Consider the following 22,363-nt stretch of genomic DNA (forward strand, 5'->3'; position numbering starts at 1 on the left):
TAAGAAAATGATAAAATATGGTCATAAACCTTATGGATTTCAGTCAATGCCAATAGACAACATTATCAAATCGCAAGAACAAGGGAAACTGTTTGGTTATAAATTAAAAGAAGAATTAAACCCAAATAATAAGCTATATAAATTAAGAGAATTAATAAATTGGTCTAGGCTCGAAGAGTGGTTATCAAAAAATGTTTGTATTAAGAAATTTGGTAGAAATAGAAAATGTCATAGAGTGATGCTTGGCATAACGATGCTACAAGCAATGTATAATTTTTCAGATTCATTATCAGAGGAAGAGCTAAAAGAGAATATGTATTGGCAGTATTTCTGCGGGTGGGAATATATAGAAAAAGACATAGCTATCTCGGAAACTAGTATACGACGGTTTCGTAGTGTATTAGGTGAAGCTGGATATAATGAGATATTATCGGAGTTGATCAGGGTTGGGATAAAAACTAACACAATTAAAAAAAAAGATTTGGAATTAATCATCGCTGATACGACTGTACAAATTAAGAATATCAAACACCCACACGATGTTTATTTAATGGATAAAGCTAGGCTTAGCATAGTAAAGCTTTGCAACAGTTTGGGTATACATTTGAATGAAACATACGCTAGAACCTATAAACGCGATATAGTAAAGCTATGGAAATATAAAGAACATAGTAAAGCCAAGAAGCGTTGGAAAATAATGAAGCATTTAAAAATATTACTGGGTCGTTTGATTAGAGTATGTGAGCGTGAGATCAAAAATAAGCAATTAAACTTGTCTCTCAAAAATCAAGAAGTATTGCAAAAAATAAAACAAATACATAACCAATCTGTTTTAAAAAGAGAAGCTAAAAAGCAATATAAAGAAGATAACAAAGTATTATATAGTTTTCATGCCCCTGAAGTAGAGTGTATAGGAAAGGGAAAACGCAACAAGCCATATGAGTTTGGCAATAAAGTAGCGGTAGTAGTAAGTGGTCGTAGAAATTTTGTTTTATCCGCAAAATCGTTTCATAATAATCCTTATGATGGTCATACATTGCATCAGAGCTTTGAAGCAGTAGAGAGTGTCACTGGAATCAAGATAAAGAAATCATTTGTTGATCTTGGGTATAGTGGTAGCAATGTAAAGGAGAAGAGTAAGGTATATACCCCAAAAACGCGGAAGAAGTTGTTACAAGAGGACAAGTCTATGATCAAGAGACGCAGTGCCATAGAACCAATAATAGGTCACTTAAAGCAATATGGTCGGATGGGTAGAAACTTCTTGAAAGGTATGATAGGAGATATTATCAATCCAATAATCTCTGCTATTGGTTTGAATTTACGATGCATTGCAAATCATTTACAAATCGTGTCTAACTCCACATAAATCAAAAATATCATCATGCAAAAACTAGATGAACGATAAAAAATCGTTAACAATAGCTCCATATCAAAATTAGACCAACACAGAAATGTATCAGTAAAAATTAACATAACTTATTAATTTTTATTGAAAATCTTAGCAATTTGTTGTCAAAACTCTATCCCATTACAAATGATCAGGATTTGAAGTGTTTTTGGCGGATAGACTATATAGAGATAAGCTGGTCATATACCTGACGAAATATAGCACGTGGGAATAAAGCTTCATAATATTGATATTGAACAAATGCTCCAGGTTTACGTACTAAACTATCAATAATATGTCTATAATCAATAACATAGCCATTGCTGATTCTAGACATTTTTTGTAAACATTTGTTACCATAGTAAAGCTCTATTTCTTCAGAATAAATATAAGCTTTTAAAGTATAACCTATTAAGCGACTAGGCACAGAATAAGCTACAGATAAAATACTAACTGTACTGCTTGGATTAACACGTACTGATAATATTGTAGGTGCATTCCATTTCCTGATTGGTAACTCTTTTAAATGAACTAATTCTTCAGCTAATTTTTCTTTTCTACAGCTATTTCGCTTTTCTTTAATTTGTGTAAGGAAGATAGTGGACTAATGGTATGGACCTCCTGATATAGAGAATGAAAAGCAGTTGCTAATCTTCTAGGGTTAATATTTAACATATTAAAACAACAATTAAGGAGGTCCATATGGAGGTTACTACAATTGGTATAGATATTGCAAAAAGAATTTTTCAAATTCATGGTGTAGATAAAAATGGCAAGACAGTATTAAAGAAAAAATTGATGAGAGATCAGGTTTTGACATTTATGGCTAATTTACCACAATGTTTAGTAGGGATGGAAGCTTGTGGTGGTTCTAGTTATTGGGCAAGAGAAATAACTAAATTAGGGCATGAAGTAAAACTAATGGCACCGCAATTTGTCAAACCATATGTTAAAACTAATAAAAATGATCAAGCAGATGCTGAAGCGATATGTGAAGCCGTGACAAGACCTAATATGAGATTTGTTGCAATTAAAACTATAGAGCAACAAGAAATTTTATCAATACATAGGGTAAGAGAGAGATTGGTAAAAAATCGTACAGCACTTGCTAATGAAATTAGGGGGCTACTACATGAGTTTGGTTTTATTGTTCCTCAAGGCATTAATAAGGTTATCACAAAATTAATTGAGATTTTAGATGCAGGGAAATTAAGCCAGTTAAGTTATCAAACATTTAGTGAACTAAAAGAAGAATTCTTAGATAATAACAGAAAAATAAAAGAGATAGAAAAACGATTAACAATGATAGCAAGTAACCTAACTCAATATCAACGATTAAGAGCTATACCTGGTCTTGGTTTAATTACTGCTACTGCTTTAATAGCATCAATAGGTAATGCTACAAGTTTTGAGAATGGCAGGCAATTATCGGCATGGCTAGGATTAGTGCCAAGACAACATTCAAGTGGTGGGAAGGATAAGCTGCTGGGAATTAGCAAGCGAGGTGATGTATACTTACGCACTTTATTAATTCAAGGGGCTAGAGCTGTACTAAATGCCAAGATAAGATTTACATCGGAAGAACAGAAATCTAAAAAAGATTTTAGCCAATTTACGAAATGGATGTTTAATTTATCTGAGCGAAGTAGCCATAATAAAACGACAGTTGCCATAGCTAATAAGTTGGCAAGAGTGGTGTTTGCTGTACTAAGATCAGGAGATGATTATGTAGAGAGTAAAGTTTGTAGCTAAAGAGTGTGTAGCATAGCACTTATAAGTAAAATAAATGGTGATTTATATAATGAATAGGTAAAAGCAAAACAATATGTAAGAGATTCCAACCCGAAATATGCTTGAGATAATTAATATTGATGGTAAATAAGACAAACCTTAGCTTACAAAAAAACTGCGTTTTTCAGTGGCTCTTTTAGAAGCCGATGGACTGATAAGTATATAGTTTGTAAGCCAGCGAATTCCATCAGGGCTGTAGAATAAATTAGGTTGATTTATCAGCTATAAGCCGGATACATGACTGCATTTGTTTGTTTTTATTATTGATGTTATTTTTTTCTTGCATTCTACAGGAGGTCCATACATGAAAAATCAGGCTCTGTCTCATCAATTGTGTAAATTTCGTGAACCATTAAATTCTACCATCAAATTTGATCATAAAATGAGCCATAGCTTCATTCCAATTGGGGATAGGCATAGACCATTTTTTGGTAATATAATCAATTGTCAGATATAAAACCTTAAATACTGCGTCATCATTTGGAAAGATGCGTTTATTCTTAGTAACTTTTCTCAATTGGCTATTCAGCGATTCTATCGCATTTGTAGTGTAAATAATCTTACGAATCTCCTTTGGATATTGCAAGAAAATTATCAAATTATCCCAATTATTATACCAAGATTTAGCTATATGCGGATATTGCTTACTCCATTTTTGATCAAATGACTCAAGAGCTAATTCTGCTTCTTTTTCAGTAGCAGAAGTATAGATTAGTTTCAAATCCGCTGCTAATTGCTTTCTATCTTTATATGATACATATTTGAGGCTATTCCTGATCTGATGGACAATACAAATTTGAGGTTCAGTTTTCGGATATACTGATGCAATAGCATCAGACATACCAGTTAGATTATCACTACAAGCAATTAAGATATCTTTTACTCCTCGATTCTTCATTTCAGTAAAATTACCAAGCCAAAATTTAGCTCCTTCATTCTCACTTATCCATAAGCCTAAAATATCCTTTCTGCCAGATAAATCTATTCCTAAAGCTACATATACTGATTTATTAATAATAAGTTTATCTTGTCTTACTTTCACTACTAAACAGTCAAAATATACTATAGGGTATACTGATTCAAGAGGTCTACTCTGCCAAATCTTGACCTCATCTATTACTTCATCTGTAATCCTGCTGATTAGGCTCTCACTGATCTCAGCTCCATATAATTCTTGCAATTGTGTTTTAATATCAGACACACTCATACCCTTCGCATATAAGGATATTATCTTTTGGTCTAAGCCATCTATTCTTGTTTGTTTCTTTGAGACTATTATAGGTTCAAATTTACCTTGTCTGTCTCTTGGAACATGTAGCTCTATAGTACCATTCTCACTAATCAGATTCTTACTAAAACTACCATTCCTCGCATTCTCAGTTTCAGCTCTATCATACTTGCTATAACCTAAATGTTCTGACATCTCAGCATGCAGTGCTCGCTCTAAAATACCCTTGGTTAATTCCTTAATTAATCCATTCTGACTTAGTACTGTTTTTAAATCTACTCCACCTTCTATCAGCAAATCTATTGCTTCATTTATTTTTTTATTCTTCTCTATTTGCATTTCTGTTACCTATATTTTTAATTACTTCTAATATAGGCTCAACAAAAATTTACACAATCATTGCAAAAGACTCAAAAATCAAGACAAAAAAATGAGTAGTATGTTTTCCTAATTTTTCGATTATCAGGCAGCAATTTGCTGATAATTTTGCATATAATTCAGATATACATTCATAGGCTTTTTATAACCAATACTTGAATGAAATCTGTGATAATTATATTTATTCAGATAATGATCAATCCCCTCTTTTAACTCTTTAACATTGTTAAAATCATTAATAAAGATACAATTATATTTTAAAGTTCTAAAAAACCTTTCTATTACTATCAGGAGTTTCGCACTTAGCAAATAATATGCTAATCTAGAGAAAAATAGTTTTAGATAAAAATGACAAGATCAAAATGTAGCAAAGATTTATATAAATCATTCTTACAAGCAAGTAGTGTAAGATATACTAGCAAAGCATTATCTGAAGTAAGTCCATTAGATCTATCGCACGATAGTGCAAGTCGATGGTTAAAGAGTAAGGATTTTCGCCCTAGCGAAATCTATAGCAAAGTGTCAAAATATATTGATCTGGAAGATCCTTGTTTATTAGTAGGAGATGACACCTTATTGTCAAAGCAATACAGTAAGAGGATCGAGCTTGTAAATTATCAATATTCTGGGGCTGTACATGATGTTATACCTGGTATAGGAATGGTAAACTTACTGCATTACAATACTCAAATTGATCAATCTACTCCTGTAGATTATAGAATATATGATAAAGAAACTGATGGTAAAACAAAGAACGAGCATTTTTGTGATATGCTTACTTTAGCTAAAGAAAGAGGTATCAAGCCTGATGCTATAGTTATGGATGCTTGGTATAGTGGTTTGGATAATTTAAAACATATACGTAATTTAGGTTGGATATGGGTTACCAACCTAAGAAAAAATAGAAAAGTTAATCGTAATGTTAGCTTGGAAACTTTAGAGATTCCCGATGAAGGGCTAAAAATTCACCTACGTGGATACGGTTGGGTTACGGTATTTAAGTTTGTGGCAAAAAATGGTCGCATTGATTACATAACAACTAATTTAGAGAATCCTACACGTGAGCAAATAGAGAAAATTGTTAAGGCGCGTTGGTCTATAGAAGTTTATCATCGAGAATTGAAACAAACTTGTGGTATTGAATGCTGTCAGGCACGCACGGGTCGAGCTCAAAGAAATCATATTTGCCTTGCTGTATTGGCCTGGCTTGATATGAACAAAAGGAGGATAAATGAAAACATTACTTTATATCAACAAACTTGGGAAGTTATAAAAACATCAATTCAGAACAACATTAAATGGCTTCTAACTAATACACAATTTTGCTAAGTGCGAAACTCCTGACTATATTATCAATACTTCTACCTTTGCCATTCATTGAAATTTGGATATCATGCTCCTTGAGAATATTTATGTGGTCATAACTGGTATATTGGCTACCTTGATCACTATTAAATATCTGTGGAGCGTTATACTTACTGAGAGCTTGTTTCAAGACATTAGTTACAAGAGATGCATCCATAGAATTTGACAGTTTATAGCTCAATATGGCCTTGCTATGCCAATCTATAATAGCTGCCATATACATAAAGCCACCATTAGTTCTAATGTAAGTAATGTCACCACTCCAAACCTCATTCACATTAGGCACATACACTTGCTTTGTTGAGCCAGATTTAGTCCAATATTGATCAAGTAAGTAGCTATAGATCTTATGCTCACTATCGTTTCGAGAAGTAGATTTTTTCTTATGTGGGTAAATAGCTTCTATACCCATCATCCTCATATATTTCAGTACTCGATCTTTACCGACAATAAAACCATCTTCTAGTAACTGTTGATGAATATAGCGATAACCAAATTCAGGATTATCTGTATATATTTCATCTATTCTATTTAAAATACTTAATTTATTTATACTCATCTCCTTGGATTTATAGTAGGCTGTAGATCGACTAATCTTTAATAGTTCACACTGTCTTGATTTTGAGAGTTGATTTAGCTTGGAGTGTACAAGACTCTTTTTATTTGATAAATCCAAGCTTTTGAGCTTTCCCACGGCCCAGTCCCTCTCAACTGTGATTCTACCAAGAGCTTTAGCAAGTTCATCATTTTGCTCTTGTAAATGATTTATTTGTTCTTGATATTCACTCAAAACTTTAGCTGGTTCAAAAGCTAATGCCGCATTACCTAAAAACTGTTTTTTCCAATTTTGAATTGTTTTAACACTTATTGCATATTTTGAAGCTAACTGACCAAGTGTCGACTCCTCTTTTATTAATTCTAATACTATCCCCGTTTTTTCTGAAGCACTGAAAATTTTTACTTTATTTTTCTTCATCTTTCCTCTTAAGTTTATTGCTATTTATTCTAACTTATTGCGGAAACACACTCCTTCATTTTTTTGTCCAATTTTTTCATGTATGGACCTCCTGTAGAATGCAAGAAAAAAATAACATCAATAATAAAAACAAACAAATGCAGTCATGTATCCGGCTTATAGCTGATAAATCAACCTAATTTATTCTACAGCCCTGATGGAATTCGCTGGCTTACAAACTATATACTTATCAGTCCATCGGCTTCTAAAAGAGCCACTGAAAAACGCAGTTTTTTTGTAAGCTAAGGTTTGTCTTATTTACCATCAATATTAATTATCTCAAGCATATTTCGGGTTGGAATCTCTTACATATTGTTTTGCTTTTACCTATTCATTATATAAATCACCATTTATTTTACTTATAAGTGCTATGCTACACACTCTTTAGCTACAAACTTTACTCTCTACATAATCATCTCCTGATCTTAGTACAGCAAACACCACTCTTGCCAACTTATTAGCTATGGCAACTGTCGTTTTATTATGGCTACTTCGCTCAGATAAATTAAACATCCATTTCGTAAATTGGCTAAAATCTTTTTTAGATTTCTGTTCTTCCGATGTAAATCTTATCTTGGCATTTAGTACAGCTCTAGCCCCTTGAATTAATAAAGTGCGTAAGTATACATCACCTCGCTTGCTAATTCCCAGCAGCTTATCCTTCCCACCACTTGAATGTTGTCTTGGCACTAATCCTAGCCATGCCGATAATTGCCTGCCATTCTCAAAACTTGTAGCATTACCTATTGATGCTATTAAAGCAGTAGCAGTAATTAAACCAAGACCAGGTATAGCTCTTAATCGTTGATATTGAGTTAGGTTACTTGCTATCATTGTTAATCGTTTTTCTATCTCTTTTATTTTTCTGTTATTATCTAAGAATTCTTCTTTTAGTTCACTAAATGTTTGATAACTTAACTGGCTTAATTTCCCTGCATCTAAAATCTCAATTAATTTTGTGATAACCTTATTAATGCCTTGAGGAACAATAAAACCAAACTCATGTAGTAGCCCCCTAATTTCATTAGCAAGTGCTGTACGATTTTTTACCAATCTCTCTCTTACCCTATGTATTGATAAAATTTCTTGTTGCTCTATAGTTTTAATTGCAACAAATCTCATATTAGGTCTTGTCACGGCTTCACATATCGCTTCAGCATCTGCTTGATCATTTTTATTAGTTTTAACATATGGTTTGACAAATTGCGGTGCCATTAGTTTTACTTCATGCCCTAATTTAGTTATTTCTCTTGCCCAATAACTAGAACCACCACAAGCTTCCATCCCTACTAAACATTGTGGTAAATTAGCCATAAATGTCAAAACCTGATCTCTCATCAATTTTTTCTTTAATACTGTCTTGCCATTTTTATCTACACCATGAATTTGAAAAATTCTTTTTGCAATATCTATACCAATTGTAGTAACCTCCATATGGACCTCCTTAATTGTTGTTTTAATATGTTAAATATTAACCCTAGAAGATTAGCAACTGCTTTTCATTCTCTATATCAGGAGGTCCATACCATTAGTCCATTATAGAATAATTCATAAGCTTTTAAATCAACAAAATTACGTGATCCACGTAATAGCAGATGTTGATTCACTGCTTGCTTAAATGTATCATGACTTTTTTCAACAGAACCATTTTCATGACTGACGCCTGGATTATTTCGCGATGGTGCAACATTGTAATAACCAAGCAATTCTTGCCATCTTTCTGTAAATTGTCTACTATTACCACATTGCTTGGTAGCTGCACTTAAATTATCTGTATGATGCTCTGGTAAAACTCCACCTAACTCCCATACAGCTTTTTCAAACCCTGATGCTAATGTATCAAAACTTTCACTATGGCATATGCTAAAAGTTTCCCAACATGAATAAGGCAACATAAAATGAAATAGTAAGTGAGGATATTGGTTGCCCACCAATACAAATACCCAATTGATTCATATTGGTCCAATCAGACTGACTCTGTTTGCCAGGAAGAATATTTTGTAAAAAGATTACTGTCTTATCCTTACCATGTGCAGCTCTCCATTGTTTCAACCTTTTCTGCAAACAGCGTAATTGCTTCCCATTATAATTCCCATGATACTTTTCTGTCAAATATGCTAATATGGTAGTTGCTTGCAACTCCGGTGCTGATTCTAGCATTGATTCTATTTCATCCCAGTGCTTCACAAATGGATCCTTACGTGTCCTATATTTACGTATTGTGCGTAATTCGCTTGGATACTTATTAATACGTAAATACTTACGTGCCGTTTTTACACTCATACCTGCTTTTGCAGCAGAAATTATCTGATTATATTTTTTGATCTTTTGCATTAAAATACCTACTTGGTTATTTGTACATGTCATCAGTAATTCTCGAATAATATTTAAATATTTAAAAATAAATTTTTATTCGATTTTACTGTCCATAGTTACTTCTTTTTTATAGGTAATTTTAATGTTCGTTGAGGGTAATTCTAATATTCATTAGTCAGGACACGTAAGGATCCATTTGTGAAGCACTGGGATGAAATAGAATCAATGCTAGAATCAGCACCGGAGTTGCAAGCAACTACCATATTAGCATATTTGACAGAAAAGTATCATGGGAATTATACAGGAGTTTCGCACTTAGCAAAAAGTATGTTAATCTAGAGAAAAATAGTTTTAGATAAAAATGACAAGAACAAAATGTAGCAAGGACTTATATAAATCATTTTTACAAGCAAGTAGTGTCAGATATACTAGCAAGGCATTATCTGAAGTGAGTCCAGTAGATCTATCTCACGATAGTGCAAGTCGATGGTTAAAGAGTAAGGATTTTCGTCCTAGCGAAATCTATAAGGAAGTGTCAAAATATATAGATTGGGAAGCACCGTGTTTATTAGTGGGGGATGACACCTTATTATCAAAGCAATACAGTCAGAAGATTGAGCTTGTACGTTATCAATATTCTGGAGCTGTACATGATGTTATACCTGGTATAGGAATGGTAAACTTACTACATTACAATACTAAAATTGCTCAATCTACTCCCGTAGATTATAGAATATATGATAAAGACACTGATGGTAAAACAAAGAATGAGCATTTTTGTGATATGCTTACTTTAGCTAAAGAAAGAGGTCTCAATCCTGATGCCATAGTCATGGATGCTTGGTATAGCGGGTTGGAGAATTTAAAACATATACGTAATTTAGGCTGGCTATGGGTTACCACCCTAAGGAAAAATAGAAAAGTTAATCATAATGTTAGCTTGGCAAGTTTAGAGATACCCGATGAGGGGCTAAAAATTCACCTACGTGGATACGGTTGGGTTACGGTATTTAAGTTTGTGGCAAAGAATGGTCGCATTGATTACATAACAACGAACTTGGAAAATCCCACACGTGAGCAAATAGAGAAAATTGTTAAGGCACGTTGGTCTATAGAGGTTTATCATCGAGAATTAAAACAAACTTGTGGTATTGAACGCTGTCAGGCACGCACGGGCCGAGCTCAAAGAAATCATATTTGCCTTGCAGTATTTGCCTGGCTTGATATGAATAAAAGGAGGATAAATGAAAACATTACTTTATATCAACAAACTTGGGAAGTTATAAAAACATCAATTCAAAACAATATCAGATGGCTTTTAACTGATTCGCAACTTTGCTAAGTGCGAAACTCCTGTTATAATGGGAAGCAATTACGCTGTTTGCAGAAAAGGTTGAAACAATGGAGAGCTGCACATGGTAAGGATAAGACAGTAATCTTTTTACAAAATATTCTTCCTGGCAAACAGAGTCAGTCTGATTGGACCATATAATGGACTAATGGTATGGACCTCCTGATATAGAGAATGAAAAGCAGTTGCTAATCTTCTAGGGTTAATATTTAACATAATGATGCTCCTCGCAGCAGAGCTACGAGGTATCTAAAAAAGTTTTAGTTGTTTCTTATGATATCACGAAGCAGAGCTTCGGGGAATTAAACCCTGAGAGATTAAAACAACAATTAAGGAGGTCCATATGGAGGTTACTACAATTGGTATAGATATTGCAAAAAGAATTTTTCAAATTCATGGTGTAGATAAAAATGGCAAGACAGTATTAAAGAAAAAATTGATGAGAGATCAGGTTTTGACATTTATGGCTAATTTACCACAATGTTTAGTAGGGATGGAAGCTTGTGGTGGTTCTAGTTATTGGGCAAGAGAAATAACTAAATTAGGGCATGAAGTAAAACTAATGGCACCGCAATTTGTCAAACCATATGTTAAAACTAATAAAAATGATCAAGCAGATGCTGAAGCGATATGTGAAGCCGTGACAAGACCTAATATGAGATTTGTTGCAATTAAAACTATAGAGCAACAAGAAATTTTATCAATACATAGGGTAAGAGAGAGATTGGTAAAAAATCGTACAGCACTTGCTAATGAAATTAGGGGGCTACTACATGAGTTTGGTTTTATTGTTCCTCAAGGCATTAATAAGGTTATCACAAAATTAATTGAGATTTTAGATGCAGGGAAATTAAGCCAGTTAAGTTATCAAACATTTAGTGAACTAAAAGAAGAATTCTTAGATAATAACAGAAAAATAAAAGAGATAGAAAAACGATTAACAATGATAGCAAGTAACCTAACTCAATATCAACGATTAAGAGCTATACCTGGTCTTGGTTTAATTACTGCTACTGCTTTAATAGCATCAATAGGTAATGCTACAAGTTTTGAGAATGGCAGGCAATTATCGGCATGGCTAGGATTAGTGCCAAGACAACATTCAAGTGGTGGGAAGGATAAGCTGCTGGGAATTAGCAAGCGAGGTGATGTATACTTACGCACTTTATTAATTCAAGGGGCTAGAGCTGTACTAAATGCCAAGATAAGATTTACATCGGAAGAACAGAAATCTAAAAAAGATTTTAGCCAATTTACGAAATGGATGTTTAATTTATCTGAGCGAAGTAGCCATAATAAAACGACAGTTGCCATAGCTAATAAGTTGGCAAGAGTGGTGTTTGCTGTACTAAGATCAGGAGATGATTATGTAGAGAGTAAAGTTTGTAGCTAAAGAGTGTGTAGCATAGCACTTATAAGTAAAATAAATGGTGATTTATATAATGAATAGGTAAAAGCAAAACAATATGTAAGAGATTCCAACCCGAAATATGCTTGAGATAATTAATATTGATGGTAAATAAGACAAACCTTAGCTTACAAAAAAACTGCGTTTTTCAGTGGCTCTTTTAGAAGCCGATGGACTGATAAGTATATAGTTTGTAAGCCAGCGAATTCCATCAGGGCTGTAGAATAAATTAGGTTGATTTATCAGCTATAAGCCGGATACATGACTGCATTTGTTTGTTTTTATTATTGATGTTATTTTTTTCTTGCATTCTACAGGAGGTCCATACATGAAAAAATTGGACAAAAAAATGAAGGAGTGTGTTTCCGCAATAAGTTAGAATAAATAGCAATAAACTTAAGAGGAAAGATGAAGAAAAATAAAGTAAAAATTTTCAGTGCTTCAGAAAAAACGGGGATAGTATTAGAATTAATCTCTCAGGGTTTAATTCCCCGAAGCTCTGCTTCGTGATATCATAAGAAACAACTAAAACTTTTTTAGATACCTCGTAGCTCTGCTGCGAGGAGCATCATTTAATAAAAACCCTACAAGAAAGCCTGAAATAAGCTATTCTGAGCTGTTAACAATAGTGCTTTTATACCATCAATCACCTTGTAAAAACTTTAAATATTTTTATATGTCCTATCTACAATTATATAAATCAGACTTTGTAACTCTTCCATCATATACTCGTTTTATAGCTCTAAAACCAAGAGTTCTGAGTTATTTAGTTTTATTACTTGAATGGTATATGCAGGCAGCTCAATCTACGGGAGTTTCTTATATTGACGCCACATCTTTAGAGGTTTGTCATCGAAAAAGAATCTCTCGTAATAAAGTCTTTGCCGGTATTGCTGCTTTGGGTAAAACAACAAAAAGTTGGTTTTTGGTCTAAAATTACATTTGGTTATTAATGGTAGAAATGATTTATTAATCCACTGCTCGCTAATTTTACAAAAATCATCGACAAAACAAAATAATGCAGTAATATCTTTCTTCATGGGGATACTCTTGTTTTTTTGCTAAAAATTATATAGAGTATCTTCTATCCCTTGTAAATACTTACTTCCAAGCCTAGATTAATCCAGAATTCAGGTAGTTAGAGGTTTGTCATCGAAAAAGAATCTCTCGTAATAAACTGAAGTTTTGACAAAAAGATAACCAAACTTATAAAGTATGATATAAATACGCTCAAATACAAAATGGTTTTTAGTGTGTATGATTATGCAAGAAATGTTGCAAGAAATAAAAAATTTTCCCCTATAATCAAGATGTGGTTTTAGAATTAATACTATCACTAGTAACTAATGATAGCGTTAAAGCAAGATCTGTTGTTGAATTAACAACTAATAAATATTTTCAGCGTAGTTGGTCAAGTGTATACAGAGCTATAGAGAATTTTTACTGTGCTCGTGATGAATCATTAAATATAAGAGATGAGCAACGTTTTAAGACTCGAGAAGATATAGAAAAATACTTAATAAGTAAACTGATTAATGAGGGTAAAAACTTACTGCAAATAGATACTACAGTGAGTAGCAAGAAAGATTCCAAGAAAGCAATTGATCGTACATATATTAGACAGAATGCTAATAACCGACCAGTTGCGGGTTATGAATATAGTGTAGTTTGCATCGGTGCTCAGCCTAAATGGTCTGTACCAATATCTATAAATAGAGTAAAATCAGATGAGAATAAGTATAGCAAAGGTAGCAAACAAATAATGAAAATTGTTAAGCAAATACCACAAAAGGCTCTAAATATAACAGTAGGTGATGCAGGTTATAGCGCTCTATCTTTCATTCACCCGCTGCACAATGAAGCAAATACGGTAACAATAACCCGCCAAAGAATTAATCGCAGTATTTACAAAATATATATAGAGGAGCAAAAAACAAGAGGTCGTAAAAGATCTTATGGAGCTAAGATTTCTTGTAGTAGTTCTGATAATTTACTGATTCCAGATACAGAAGAAACTGTAGTAAAGGCTACAAAAAATGGTGACATATCAATTAGTATTTCACTATTTAAGAATTATCTAATCAAGGGCAAGAAACAGCATATCATGTCTGATAAACCGCTGAATTTTATTCAGGTTAAGGTGTTAGATGCATCAGGAAATAGGAAATATAACAGAGATTTATGGTTATGTGTTTCTGGCCAACAAAAAGATAAAATCAGTGGTAAAGAAGTATATGAATACTATAGACAAAGGTTTGATATTGAGCATTTTTTTAAATTTGGTAAGTCAAAATTATTGATGGATAAATTTCAAACGAATGATCCAAATAAAGATGAGGATTATATGTTATTCGTAATGCTAGCGTACAACATATTGTATCATGCACAATCTTCAGTTAAGGCAAGAAAAGTAAGGGCATGGGATAAAAAAATCAATAGCAATATGTTGTCTCCAAGTGAAGTTTATAGATCTATGCCACAAATTGCCCTTGAAGAAATATTAGAAAAGTCTATATCCAGAGGGATACCAGATCATAGAAATATTAGAAATAATCATCAGGTCAAACCATTTGCACCAGTAATACGCAAAAGTAATAAACACGGTAAGTTGGAAATTACAATAAAATCAAGTTTTGATGGAAGTAACCAAATTACCAAAACCTCATTTAATAAAAAGCTAGAATTACCAAATAATATTAGTAAGTATAAACCAGCAATATTAGACAAAATTGCTACAGTTTTTGACACATTATGTACCCAAATAGAATAAATAAATTTTGTTATTACTAAAAAAGTATAAAAAAATTGGAATACATTTCTCCTTATGGAAAGGATTTTGTCAAAACTTCAGAATAAAGTCTTTGCCGGTATTGCTGCCTTGGGTAAAACAACAAAAAGTTGGTTTTTTGGTCTAAAATTACATTTGGTTATTAACGAAAAAGGTGAGATTCAAGGTCTAAAACTAACGCCTGGTAATGTAGATGATAGAGCGCCGGTTTCGATAATCACCAAACATATCACGGGATTATTGTTTGGCGATAAGGGTTATATCAAACAGGAGCTCTTTGATGATCTATACAGCAAAGGAATCAAGTTAGTAACTGGCATAAAGAAGAAAATGAAGAATAAACTTATGCCACTATTTGAAAAAATATTATTACGCAAACGCTCAATTATCGAAACAGTATTTAGTGTGCTGAAGGGTGCTTTCGAGATCGAACATACAAGACATAGATCAATTTGGAATGCCTTTGTACATATCTTATCCGCCCTAATTGCATACTGTATGAAACCTAACAAACCTGCTATATCTCAAAATTAGCTAATCCAGAATTCAGGTTTACAAGGTGATTGATGGTATAAAAGCACTATTGTTAACAGCTCAGAATAGCTTATTTCAGGCTTTCTTGTAGGGTTTTTATTAATTAATGGTAGAAATGATTTATTAATCCACTGCTCGCTAATTTTACAAAAATCATCGACAAAACAAAATAATGCAGTAATATCTTTCTTCATGGGGATACTCTTGTTTTTTTGCTAAAAATTATATAGAGTATCTTCTATCCCTTGTAAATACTTACTTCCAAACCTAGATTAATCCAGAATTCAGGTTCATAAGTCACCGTTGGTAAAGGAACTAAACAACCCTCAGCTATAAGCTGAGGGGTTATAAAGTGGAATCGATTAGAAATCGATCATCATTCACAGGTTCACCTTCCTGTTCATCAATATAGTGCTGTATCATTTCATCAGTTATATTACCTGAACTGACTGCCATATAGCCCCTAGCCCACAAATGATTGCCCCAAAATTGTTCTCGTAAATGAGTAAATTCTTGCAATAAAATTCTTGAGCTAATGCCTTTTAAATACTGTACTAACTTGCTAAGAGATATTTGCGGCTTATATGAGATAAACATATGTACGTGATCACATGATATTTTCCCTGAAATTATATGTACTTCATGTTCCATGCAAATCTGCCTCAGTAAATCTCTAGTCCTTTCCGATACTTTGCCTATCAATATTCTCTTCCTATATTTTGGTATCCATATAAGATGCACTTTTAAATCATACTGACTATGACTATTCTTTCTATAACTTCTCATATTTCTTGATATAAATTCATTGCTAAAGCAATTTCATTATATCTTCCCTTCGCCTAAAGGCGAGGGATTTTTGATCCCCGAAGGGGGACATTAATAGAAAAAGCGGGTTGTACTCTTATTTATCTACCGGTCTATTCTCCAGATTTAAATTCTATTGCACACTGTTGGGCTAATTTTAAAAATTACTTGAGAAAAATTAATGATGCTCCTCGCAGCAGAGCTACGAGGTATCTAAAAAAGTTTTAGTTGTTTCTTATGATATCACGAAGCAGAGCTTCGGGGAATTAAACCCTGAGAGATTAAACCCTGAGAGATTAAAAACTTTAAAGATTTTCGTGATGCAATAACGGAAGCAATGGTAAAAACCTTCCCGTGTTAGCTATAGATAAAAATATATGACTATTGTCATCAATGCTGCAAGACTTAATTTTCCTATTCTATGCCTTTGCTGATTTGTTGATAATAGACGGTGTTCTATCCATTCTTCATATATTTTACAAAAATTATCTACTAAATAATATACAGTTATGATACATCTTTTCATGTTGAGTTACTGATCTTTTATTAAAAAAATCTATCATAACTCAACATTAATCTCCTTTAAACCCTTTATCTATAAGCTTTCTATCTATCCCTTATCCTAAATTAGCGTTATTAGACAAAATTGCTACAGTTTTTGATACATTATGTACCCAAATAGAATAAATAAATTTTGTTATTACTAAAAAAGTATAAAAAAATTGGAATACATTTCTCCTTATGGAAAGGATTTTGTCAAAACTTCAGAAGAAGAGATTTTAAAACCAACAAAGCTAAAAGCAGTAGAGACAACTAAGCAAGATTCAAAATCAAAAACTGTTCATCAGAAAGATGATTCTAAAGCTAAAAAAATTATGCAAAAGTAAAAGCAAAGCCATAGTTAGGTTAAATTAAAATATGTCTAGCCGTATTTTTATAACTTTTTTTATTTTATTGAAAGAAAAGGCTAGACGTTAACAAAAAGATTTGTTATAAGGAATTATCTGAAATTTTCCAGATGCTTCTAATGTTCCTCGGTAGCTCAGTGGTAGAGCAAACGGCTGTTAACCGTTCGGTCGCTGGTTCGAGTCCGGCTCGGGGAGCCAGTATACACACGAAAAAAATGATGCTCCTCGCAGCAGAGCTACGAGGTATCTATCCAAAAAGCTTTAACTGTTTTTGTTGAAATGCTTTATAACTGAAGTTTTGACAAAAAATTTTTAAATAATCGTGGCAAGCCACGGGGAATTTAACCCAACAGGGATTAATAATTTGATTGACAGAAAAAATAAAATATGTGTATAATACGCATTAACTAAAAATAAATCAATATATTAGAGAGATTAGTATGTTTAATAAACTAAATCGCTGTACTCTTGCTTTAATGTTACTAACTAGTAGCATATCATTTTCTGGACCTTTATCTACCAACGTAGTTGATCCTAACCAATCATATGGGGATGATGATATTCGTAATGTTGTAGAGAATCGTATGGGTAATAATCCAAATATATACATTGCACCGGTAAATGGAATAAATGATCCAGATTATTATGTAGGACCAATTGCTCAAGAAGTTTCTAATAATTTAAATAATGGTAAAGTATCTTTAATATATAATAATCTTGGTGGTCATTGGACTGCATCAGCAATACGTAAAGATGCATCAGGAGTTGCTGCATTATATTATAACGATCCTAATGGTGGTTCATATACTTCTACACCATTACTTGAAGCAATAAGAGCTTTAAGACCTGAGATCCAATTACGTGACTTACAAGTACATCAACAAAGTGATACCACTTCTTGTGGAGCGTTTACTGCTGAAGATCTTGTAGTTTTAGCAAAGATGAGTGATGAAAAATTGACTCTAGAATCAGCAAGAGAATTACTTTCTAATATAAAAGATGCCCAAATGCTTCGTAACAAACACGCAGGTATCGTTACTCAAGAAGATGAAGATTATTTTGAAGATAAAGAGGAAGTTTTTAATGCGGCTAAAGATAAAAAATTTGCCGAGCAATTAAATAAAGCATTACCAGGTAGTGATGCAGAAAAATTTAGTGAGAGTCTTGATGGATTAATTGAGGAGCAGCAAATAAAAGAAGCTTTTTCTAAGTTAACTGATCGTCCAAAAGAGCGAAATAGCGAAATTATACGTGCAGCGTTAAGACATGCATTAACAGATACTCATAATTCTGCAATGAGTGCGATACATAGCAGGTTAAGTAATGGACCTTTAGTAGTAGGTGATGATGATGTCGCTGGTGATACATGGCAACATGGCGTATGGGCTAGGGCATCAATTAGTCACAGTAAAGATAAAGCAAGTAATAAGACAGCAGAATATTTTAGTGGTTATAAAACAAAAGGACATAGTAATACTATAGGTGTTGATACCTTAATAAACGATAATCTACTTCTTGGTTTAGCATATACTAACGCTTACACAAGCATAAAGCCGCAAAATCAAAATGCAGGTAATGTGGACAAAGCCAGAACTAATATGTTCTCATTATATAGTTCATATAATATACCGAATTATAATTGGTTTGTAGGTGGTACTATATCTTATGCAGAAAGTGTTATAAGAGGTAAAAATGTACGTAATGGTAACGAAGTAGCATCAAGCAAATATAAATCACATTTATATAGCGGTAGCGTGTCTTTAGGATATGATTATCATACAAGTAATGACATCTATATTACACCAAGCTTAGGAATGACAGGTTCTTTAATTAAAGATTCTGGATATAAAGAAACTGGAACTAACTTTCAGAATTTAAATGTTGCGAAGAAACATTATAATAAATTAAGCAGCACATTAGGAGTGAGAACATTTAAGAATATAAATCAAGGTAAGTTAACGATAACACCTGCATTATATAGCTTTGTTAATTATTCTCTGAAAAATACAACTCCTAGTGTTAACGCTCAATTGCAAGGTATAGATGAGGCTTTACCAACAATTAACTTTAAGAGTAATAAAGTAGATTATAATTTAGGTGTCGGTCTTTCATTAAAACATAATATGATGGAATACGGCATTAATTATACTGCTACTTTTGCTAAGAAGTGTGAAGCACATTCAGGTAGTTTAAAAGTACGAGTAAATTTCTAATCTAATCCTATCTATTGCCAGGCGGTCTTCGACCGCTATGGCTCAATTTTCTATTTTTCCTTTTTTCCTTTGTCACCCCGTGATGGCATTGCCCACGTGAATCGGTTTTTCCGTCATTGCGAGGAAATTACGAGGTAATTGACGAAGCAATCTCATCATTATTTCCTGGACGAAAAAACCTAATAATAACAATGTTTATTTTTTTTCAGAAACTACTACGTAGAAGCGGAAATCCAGAAAAATAAAAAGCCGCAAGTTGTTAAAATTAAAAGCTTAGGTATCTCGCTTTATGCTGGATTCCCGCTTTTAGCTAGGAATGATATACAGGGCTTGTTCGAGCCATGCAACAAAGCCGAACAAGCAACTAGATAATAGTGGGCAATAAAAAAAAGTTTATGGTAAAAGAACGTATTAATTCGCTAAGAAGTTTGTTTAAAGAATATAGCATAGATGGTTATATAGTTCCGTCTAATGATAAATATATGAGCGAGTATGTACCTGAATATGCTAAAAGGCTTGAGTATATTACAGGTTTTACCGGCTCAAATGGTATGGCTGTTATATGCAAAGATATAGTGCTATTCTTTACTGATGGTAGGTATTTAGAACAAGCACGCAAAGAACTTGACCCGCAGCTTTATAAGATTTTTGACTTAAAGGACATATCTAAATTTGCTTGGAAAGATTATTTAAGTAGAGCAGGGTATGATCCAGAATTATTTACTTACCCTGCTATAGCTAATCTACTGGATTCCGTGGATAAACCATGGGATGACAATCTACAAAAAAGCAAAGGTAATCTAATTGATAAAATTTGGCAAAACCAGCCTCAAGAGCCAAATTCTCAAGTTTATTTACATGACATTCAGTTTGCAGGCATCTCACATCTAGAGAAGATTAATAAATGCCGTAACACGTCATCCTGTGGTTTATCCACGGAATCCAGAAAAATAGATACCGAAGAATATACTTTAATCATCCTAGATAGCTCTTCTATATGCTGGCTATTGAATATGCGGGCTAGCGATGTTGCTTATACGCCTTTAATGTTTGCTAAAGTGATAATTACTCCTGAAAAGTTATATCTATTTATTAATCCTGCAAGAATCAGCCCTGAAATTATTAAAGAGCGTCCTGAAATAACGATTTTACCTGAAGAAGAATTTGAGAATATCTTAAAAGATCAGGATAATATTTTTATCGATGATAGCATAGCATCTATTCATATAATGGATTTGATAGCAGATAACAAAGTACATAAAATTAAAGATCCTTGCTTAATGCTTAAAGCCTGTAAAAATGAAGTAGAAATTAAGCATGCTATAAACTTTCATATCAAAGATGCAGTGGCTTTATGCGAGTTTTTTGCTGAGTTGGAGGAAAGTACTCGTCATTGCGAGAAGACGCAAAGCGTCGACGAAGCAATCTCAGGAGAATATGAGGAGATTGCCACACAGTCTGGGACCGCTTGCAATGACGAAATATTAAACGAATATACTCTCGGTCTAAAACTTACTGAATATAGAGCCAAGCAGGAGGGCTATGTTTCGGATAGTTTTCCGGCTATTTGTGGCTTTAGGGAAAATAGTGCAGTCATTCATTACAGAGCTGACGCTAAAACCGCTAAGAAGATTGAAGGGCAGGGGATATTGCTTATTGATTCAGGCGGTCAATATAAGGGTGCTACTACTGATATAACAAGAACAATTATGATAGGCATCGCTACCGATGAACAGAAAGAGCGTTATACGCAGGTGCTTAAAGGGCATATTGCTTTAGCTAAAGCCAAATTCCCTAAAAATATCATTACGGGAGCAAATCTTGATATCTTAGCACGGCAATATTTATGGCAAGACGAGCTGGATTATCCTCATGGCACAGGGCATGGCGTTGGAAGCTTCTTAAGCGTTCACGAAGGTCCGCAAAGTATAAATCTTCGTAATAAAACGATTTTGCAAGCTGGTATGATTTTATCCAACGAACCAGGGTTTTATATTCCTGGGGAATATGGTATTAGGATTGAAAATTTAATATATGTAAAAGAAAATAACGGCTGGCTAGAGTTTGAAACTCTAAGCTTAGTGCCTTATGCCAAAGAATTGATTGATGTTAAATTGCTTAATAATGATGAAATAAGTTATATAAAGCATTATTATCAGAAAATTAAAACACAAATTCATCATTTATTATCCCCAGCTGCTCAGAAGTGGTTTGATAATGCAATAAATTTATTTTTATAGCTATTATTGTAATTGACGTTTCCGCTATTTATTGGTATAAAGTCTATAACTATGTCACATATTGTTTAATATGCACAGGCGTCAACTTAAACATCGGTGTCATCTAGTTGCTTGTCCACGGGATCCAGTCAAAATTATACTAGCATTAGTATAATTTAATGGATTCTCGCCTATGCGGGAATGACATCAACACAGCAAATTCATACATTGGGACGTCGCCAAGTGGTAAGGCAACGGTTTTTGGTATCGTCATCCGGAGGTTCGAATCCTCCCGTCCCAGCCAACTAATTTCTAAATTACTTATTTACATAAATGTATTCCAATTTTTTTATACTTTTTTAGTAATAACAAAGTTTATTTATTCTATAGCCTATGAATCTGAAGTTTTGACAAAAAGATAGCCAAACTTATAAGTTATGATATAAATACGCTCAAATACAAAAGGGGTTTTAGTGTGTATGATTATACAAGAAATGTTGCAAGAAATGATGCTCCTCGCAGCAGAGCTACGAGGTATCTAAAAAAGTTTTAGTTGTTTCTTATGATATCACGAAGCAGAGCTTCGGGGAATTAAACCCTGAGAGATTAAAAATTGATTATATCTGGCTTAATTAATTATAGAACTTTCCATGTC

Annotated in this window: 19 protein-coding genes, 2 tRNA genes and 4 pseudogenes; 15 read left to right on the forward strand and 10 right to left on the reverse strand. The window is 33.2% G+C overall.

From position 1 onward, the window contains the following. Window positions 1-7: 7 nt before the first annotated feature. On the forward strand, window positions 8-1,369 hold the full coding sequence (locus AAHI98_RS03395) for an IS5 family transposase (RefSeq protein ID WP_342224717.1): 1,362 nt from the start codon (window positions 8-10) through the stop codon (window positions 1,367-1,369). 202 nt (window positions 1,370-1,571) lie between these two features. Here the strand turns inward: AAHI98_RS03395 and AAHI98_RS18085 are convergent, their stop codons facing one another. Continuing rightward, window positions 1,572-1,988 carry a Mu transposase domain-containing protein gene (locus AAHI98_RS18085; protein WP_410526205.1) on the reverse strand — a complete coding sequence of 139 codons (417 nt, stop codon included), beginning with the start codon at window positions 1,986-1,988 and terminating at the stop codon, window positions 1,572-1,574. 104 nt (window positions 1,989-2,092) lie between these two features. On the opposite strand from AAHI98_RS18085, the gene AAHI98_RS03400 reads away from it, so the two are divergent. Next, complete coding sequence (locus AAHI98_RS03400) at window positions 2,093-3,142, forward strand: IS110 family RNA-guided transposase (protein WP_342224642.1); 1,050 nt, start codon at window positions 2,093-2,095, stop codon at window positions 3,140-3,142. Window positions 3,143-3,533: 391 nt separating this feature from the next. On the opposite strand, the gene AAHI98_RS03405 is transcribed toward AAHI98_RS03400, so the two are convergent. Further along, window positions 3,534-4,748 (reverse strand): IS256 family transposase, encoded by a 1,215-nt coding sequence (locus AAHI98_RS03405; RefSeq protein WP_342225055.1) that lies wholly within the window; start codon window positions 4,746-4,748, stop codon window positions 3,534-3,536. 123 nt (window positions 4,749-4,871) lie between these two features. Continuing rightward, window positions 4,872-5,096: an integrase core domain-containing protein gene (locus AAHI98_RS03410; protein ID WP_342225056.1), complete on the reverse strand. Its 225-nt coding sequence runs from the start codon at window positions 5,094-5,096 to the stop codon at window positions 4,872-4,874. A 39-nt stretch (window positions 5,097-5,135) separates the two neighbouring features. On the opposite strand from AAHI98_RS03410, the gene AAHI98_RS03415 reads away from it, so the two are divergent. Continuing rightward, a complete protein-coding gene (locus AAHI98_RS03415) occupies window positions 5,136-6,116 on the forward strand; it encodes an IS701 family transposase (protein WP_342224656.1) in 981 nt (326 codons plus the stop codon). Here the strand turns inward: AAHI98_RS03415 and AAHI98_RS03420 are convergent. The 4 genes from AAHI98_RS03420 to AAHI98_RS03435 form a co-directional block, all read right to left on the reverse strand. Continuing rightward, entirely contained in the window at window positions 6,097-7,128 is a 1,032-nt protein-coding gene (locus AAHI98_RS03420) for an IS3 family transposase (protein ID WP_342225057.1), read from the reverse strand. The two genes, AAHI98_RS03415 and AAHI98_RS03420, sit on opposite strands and share 20 nt — an antisense overlap. A gap of 423 nt (window positions 7,129-7,551) precedes the next feature. After that, complete coding sequence (locus AAHI98_RS03425) at window positions 7,552-8,601, reverse strand: IS110 family RNA-guided transposase (protein WP_342224642.1); 1,050 nt, start codon at window positions 8,599-8,601, stop codon at window positions 7,552-7,554. A 77-nt stretch (window positions 8,602-8,678) separates the two neighbouring features. Continuing rightward, window positions 8,679-9,062 (reverse strand): hypothetical protein, encoded by a 384-nt coding sequence (locus tag AAHI98_RS03430; protein ID WP_342225058.1) that lies wholly within the window; start codon window positions 9,060-9,062, stop codon window positions 8,679-8,681. After that, entirely contained in the window at window positions 9,031-9,534 is a 504-nt protein-coding gene (locus AAHI98_RS03435; RefSeq protein ID WP_342225059.1) for a hypothetical protein, read from the reverse strand. Before AAHI98_RS03435 ends, AAHI98_RS03430 begins: the two co-directional genes overlap by 32 nt. Window positions 9,535-9,844: 310 nt before the next feature. On the opposite strand from AAHI98_RS03435, the gene AAHI98_RS03440 reads away from it, so the two are divergent. From AAHI98_RS03440 to AAHI98_RS03465, 6 genes and pseudogenes are all read left to right on the forward strand, one after another. Continuing rightward, the gene (locus tag AAHI98_RS03440; protein ID WP_342225060.1) at window positions 9,845-10,825 is read left to right on the forward strand and encodes an IS701 family transposase; all 981 of its coding nucleotides are present in this window, start codon (window positions 9,845-9,847) and stop codon (window positions 10,823-10,825) included. Continuing rightward, complete coding sequence (locus AAHI98_RS03445) at window positions 10,826-10,975, forward strand: hypothetical protein (protein ID WP_342225061.1); 150 nt, start codon at window positions 10,826-10,828, stop codon at window positions 10,973-10,975. It abuts the gene before it with no gap. A 202-nt stretch (window positions 10,976-11,177) separates the two neighbouring features. Beyond that, window positions 11,178-12,227 (forward strand): IS110 family RNA-guided transposase, encoded by a 1,050-nt coding sequence (locus tag AAHI98_RS03450; protein WP_342224642.1) that lies wholly within the window; start codon window positions 11,178-11,180, stop codon window positions 12,225-12,227. A 583-nt stretch (window positions 12,228-12,810) separates the two neighbouring features. Beyond that, a pseudogene (locus AAHI98_RS03455) lies at window positions 12,811-13,211 on the forward strand (transposase); the annotation flags it as partial. Window positions 13,212-13,554: 343 nt separating this feature from the next. Then, on the forward strand, window positions 13,555-15,012 hold the full coding sequence (locus AAHI98_RS03460) for a transposase (protein ID WP_342224664.1): 1,458 nt from the start codon (window positions 13,555-13,557) through the stop codon (window positions 15,010-15,012). A gap of 78 nt (window positions 15,013-15,090) precedes the next feature. After that, window positions 15,091-15,564: pseudogene (locus AAHI98_RS03465) on the forward strand (IS982 family transposase); the annotation flags it as partial. A 17-nt stretch (window positions 15,565-15,581) separates the two neighbouring features. Here AAHI98_RS03465 and AAHI98_RS03470 read toward each other — a convergent pair. Together AAHI98_RS03470 and tnpA are read right to left on the reverse strand one after the other, a co-directional pair. Then, window positions 15,582-15,758: pseudogene (locus tag AAHI98_RS03470) on the reverse strand (IS982 family transposase); the annotation flags it as partial. Window positions 15,759-15,909: 151 nt separating this feature from the next. Beyond that, on the reverse strand, window positions 15,910-16,350 hold the full coding sequence (tnpA, locus tag AAHI98_RS03475) for an IS200/IS605 family transposase (protein WP_342225063.1): 441 nt from the start codon (window positions 16,348-16,350) through the stop codon (window positions 15,910-15,912). Window positions 16,351-16,467: 117 nt separating this feature from the next. Here tnpA and AAHI98_RS03480 point away from each other — a divergent pair, with 117 nt between their 5' ends. Next, window positions 16,468-16,596: a hypothetical protein gene (locus AAHI98_RS03480; protein WP_410526206.1), complete on the forward strand. Its 129-nt coding sequence runs from the start codon at window positions 16,468-16,470 to the stop codon at window positions 16,594-16,596. A gap of 136 nt (window positions 16,597-16,732) precedes the next feature. Here AAHI98_RS03480 and AAHI98_RS18460 read toward each other — a convergent pair. Beyond that, a pseudogene (locus AAHI98_RS18460) lies at window positions 16,733-16,894 on the reverse strand (IS982 family transposase); the annotation flags it as partial. A 196-nt stretch (window positions 16,895-17,090) separates the two neighbouring features. On the opposite strand from AAHI98_RS18460, the gene AAHI98_RS03485 reads away from it, so the two are divergent. The 5 genes from AAHI98_RS03485 (at window position 17,091) to AAHI98_RS03505 (ending at window position 22,012) form a co-directional block, all read left to right on the forward strand. After that, window positions 17,091-17,255 (forward strand): hypothetical protein, encoded by a 165-nt coding sequence (locus tag AAHI98_RS03485; RefSeq protein ID WP_342225064.1) that lies wholly within the window; start codon window positions 17,091-17,093, stop codon window positions 17,253-17,255. Window positions 17,256-17,399: 144 nt separating this feature from the next. Continuing rightward, window positions 17,400-17,474: transfer RNA gene (locus tag AAHI98_RS03490), tRNA-Asn, on the forward strand. Between the two features lie 242 nt (window positions 17,475-17,716). Continuing rightward, a complete protein-coding gene (locus tag AAHI98_RS03495; RefSeq protein WP_342225065.1) occupies window positions 17,717-19,489 on the forward strand; it encodes an autotransporter outer membrane beta-barrel domain-containing protein in 1,773 nt (590 codons plus the stop codon). Between the two features lie 395 nt (window positions 19,490-19,884). Continuing rightward, window positions 19,885-21,729, forward strand: coding sequence for an aminopeptidase P family protein (locus tag AAHI98_RS03500; RefSeq protein WP_342225361.1), 1,845 nt, complete (start codon window positions 19,885-19,887; stop codon window positions 21,727-21,729). A 208-nt stretch (window positions 21,730-21,937) separates the two neighbouring features. Further along, window positions 21,938-22,012: transfer RNA gene (locus tag AAHI98_RS03505), tRNA-Gln, on the forward strand. Window positions 22,013-22,363: the final 351 nt, after the last annotated feature.

Origin of the sequence: Rickettsia endosymbiont of Urophora cardui, assembly GCF_964030725.1 — a bacterium.
GTDB lineage: Bacteria > Pseudomonadota > Alphaproteobacteria > Rickettsiales > Rickettsiaceae > Rickettsia.

Excerpts from the sequence above, each read along its gene's own strand:
- AAHI98_RS03400 (WP_342224642.1), top strand. The coding sequence starts at position 2,093 with ATGGAGGTTACTACAATTGGTATAGATATTGCAAAAAGAATTTTTCAA.
- AAHI98_RS03425 (WP_342224642.1), bottom strand. The coding sequence starts at position 8,601 with ATGGAGGTTACTACAATTGGTATAGATATTGCAAAAAGAATTTTTCAA.
- AAHI98_RS03395 (WP_342224717.1), top strand. The coding sequence starts at position 8 with ATGATAAAATATGGTCATAAACCTTATGGATTTCAGTCAATGCCAATA.
- AAHI98_RS03405 (WP_342225055.1), bottom strand. The coding sequence starts at position 4,748 with ATGCAAATAGAGAAGAATAAAAAAATAAATGAAGCAATAGATTTGCTG.
- AAHI98_RS03420 (WP_342225057.1), bottom strand. The coding sequence starts at position 7,128 with ATGAAGAAAAATAAAGTAAAAATTTTCAGTGCTTCAGAAAAAACGGGG.
- AAHI98_RS03415 (WP_342224656.1), top strand. The coding sequence starts at position 5,136 with ATGACAAGATCAAAATGTAGCAAAGATTTATATAAATCATTCTTACAA.
- AAHI98_RS03450 (WP_342224642.1), top strand. The coding sequence starts at position 11,178 with ATGGAGGTTACTACAATTGGTATAGATATTGCAAAAAGAATTTTTCAA.
- AAHI98_RS03500 (WP_342225361.1), top strand. The coding sequence starts at position 19,885 with ATGGTAAAAGAACGTATTAATTCGCTAAGAAGTTTGTTTAAAGAATAT.
- AAHI98_RS03430 (WP_342225058.1), bottom strand. The coding sequence starts at position 9,062 with ATGTTGCCTTATTCATGTTGGGAAACTTTTAGCATATGCCATAGTGAA.
- AAHI98_RS03495 (WP_342225065.1), top strand. The coding sequence starts at position 17,717 with ATGTTTAATAAACTAAATCGCTGTACTCTTGCTTTAATGTTACTAACT.
- AAHI98_RS03440 (WP_342225060.1), top strand. The coding sequence starts at position 9,845 with ATGACAAGAACAAAATGTAGCAAGGACTTATATAAATCATTTTTACAA.
- AAHI98_RS03435 (WP_342225059.1), bottom strand. The coding sequence starts at position 9,534 with ATGACATGTACAAATAACCAAGTAGGTATTTTAATGCAAAAGATCAAA.
- tnpA (WP_342225063.1), bottom strand. The coding sequence starts at position 16,350 with ATGAGAAGTTATAGAAAGAATAGTCATAGTCAGTATGATTTAAAAGTG.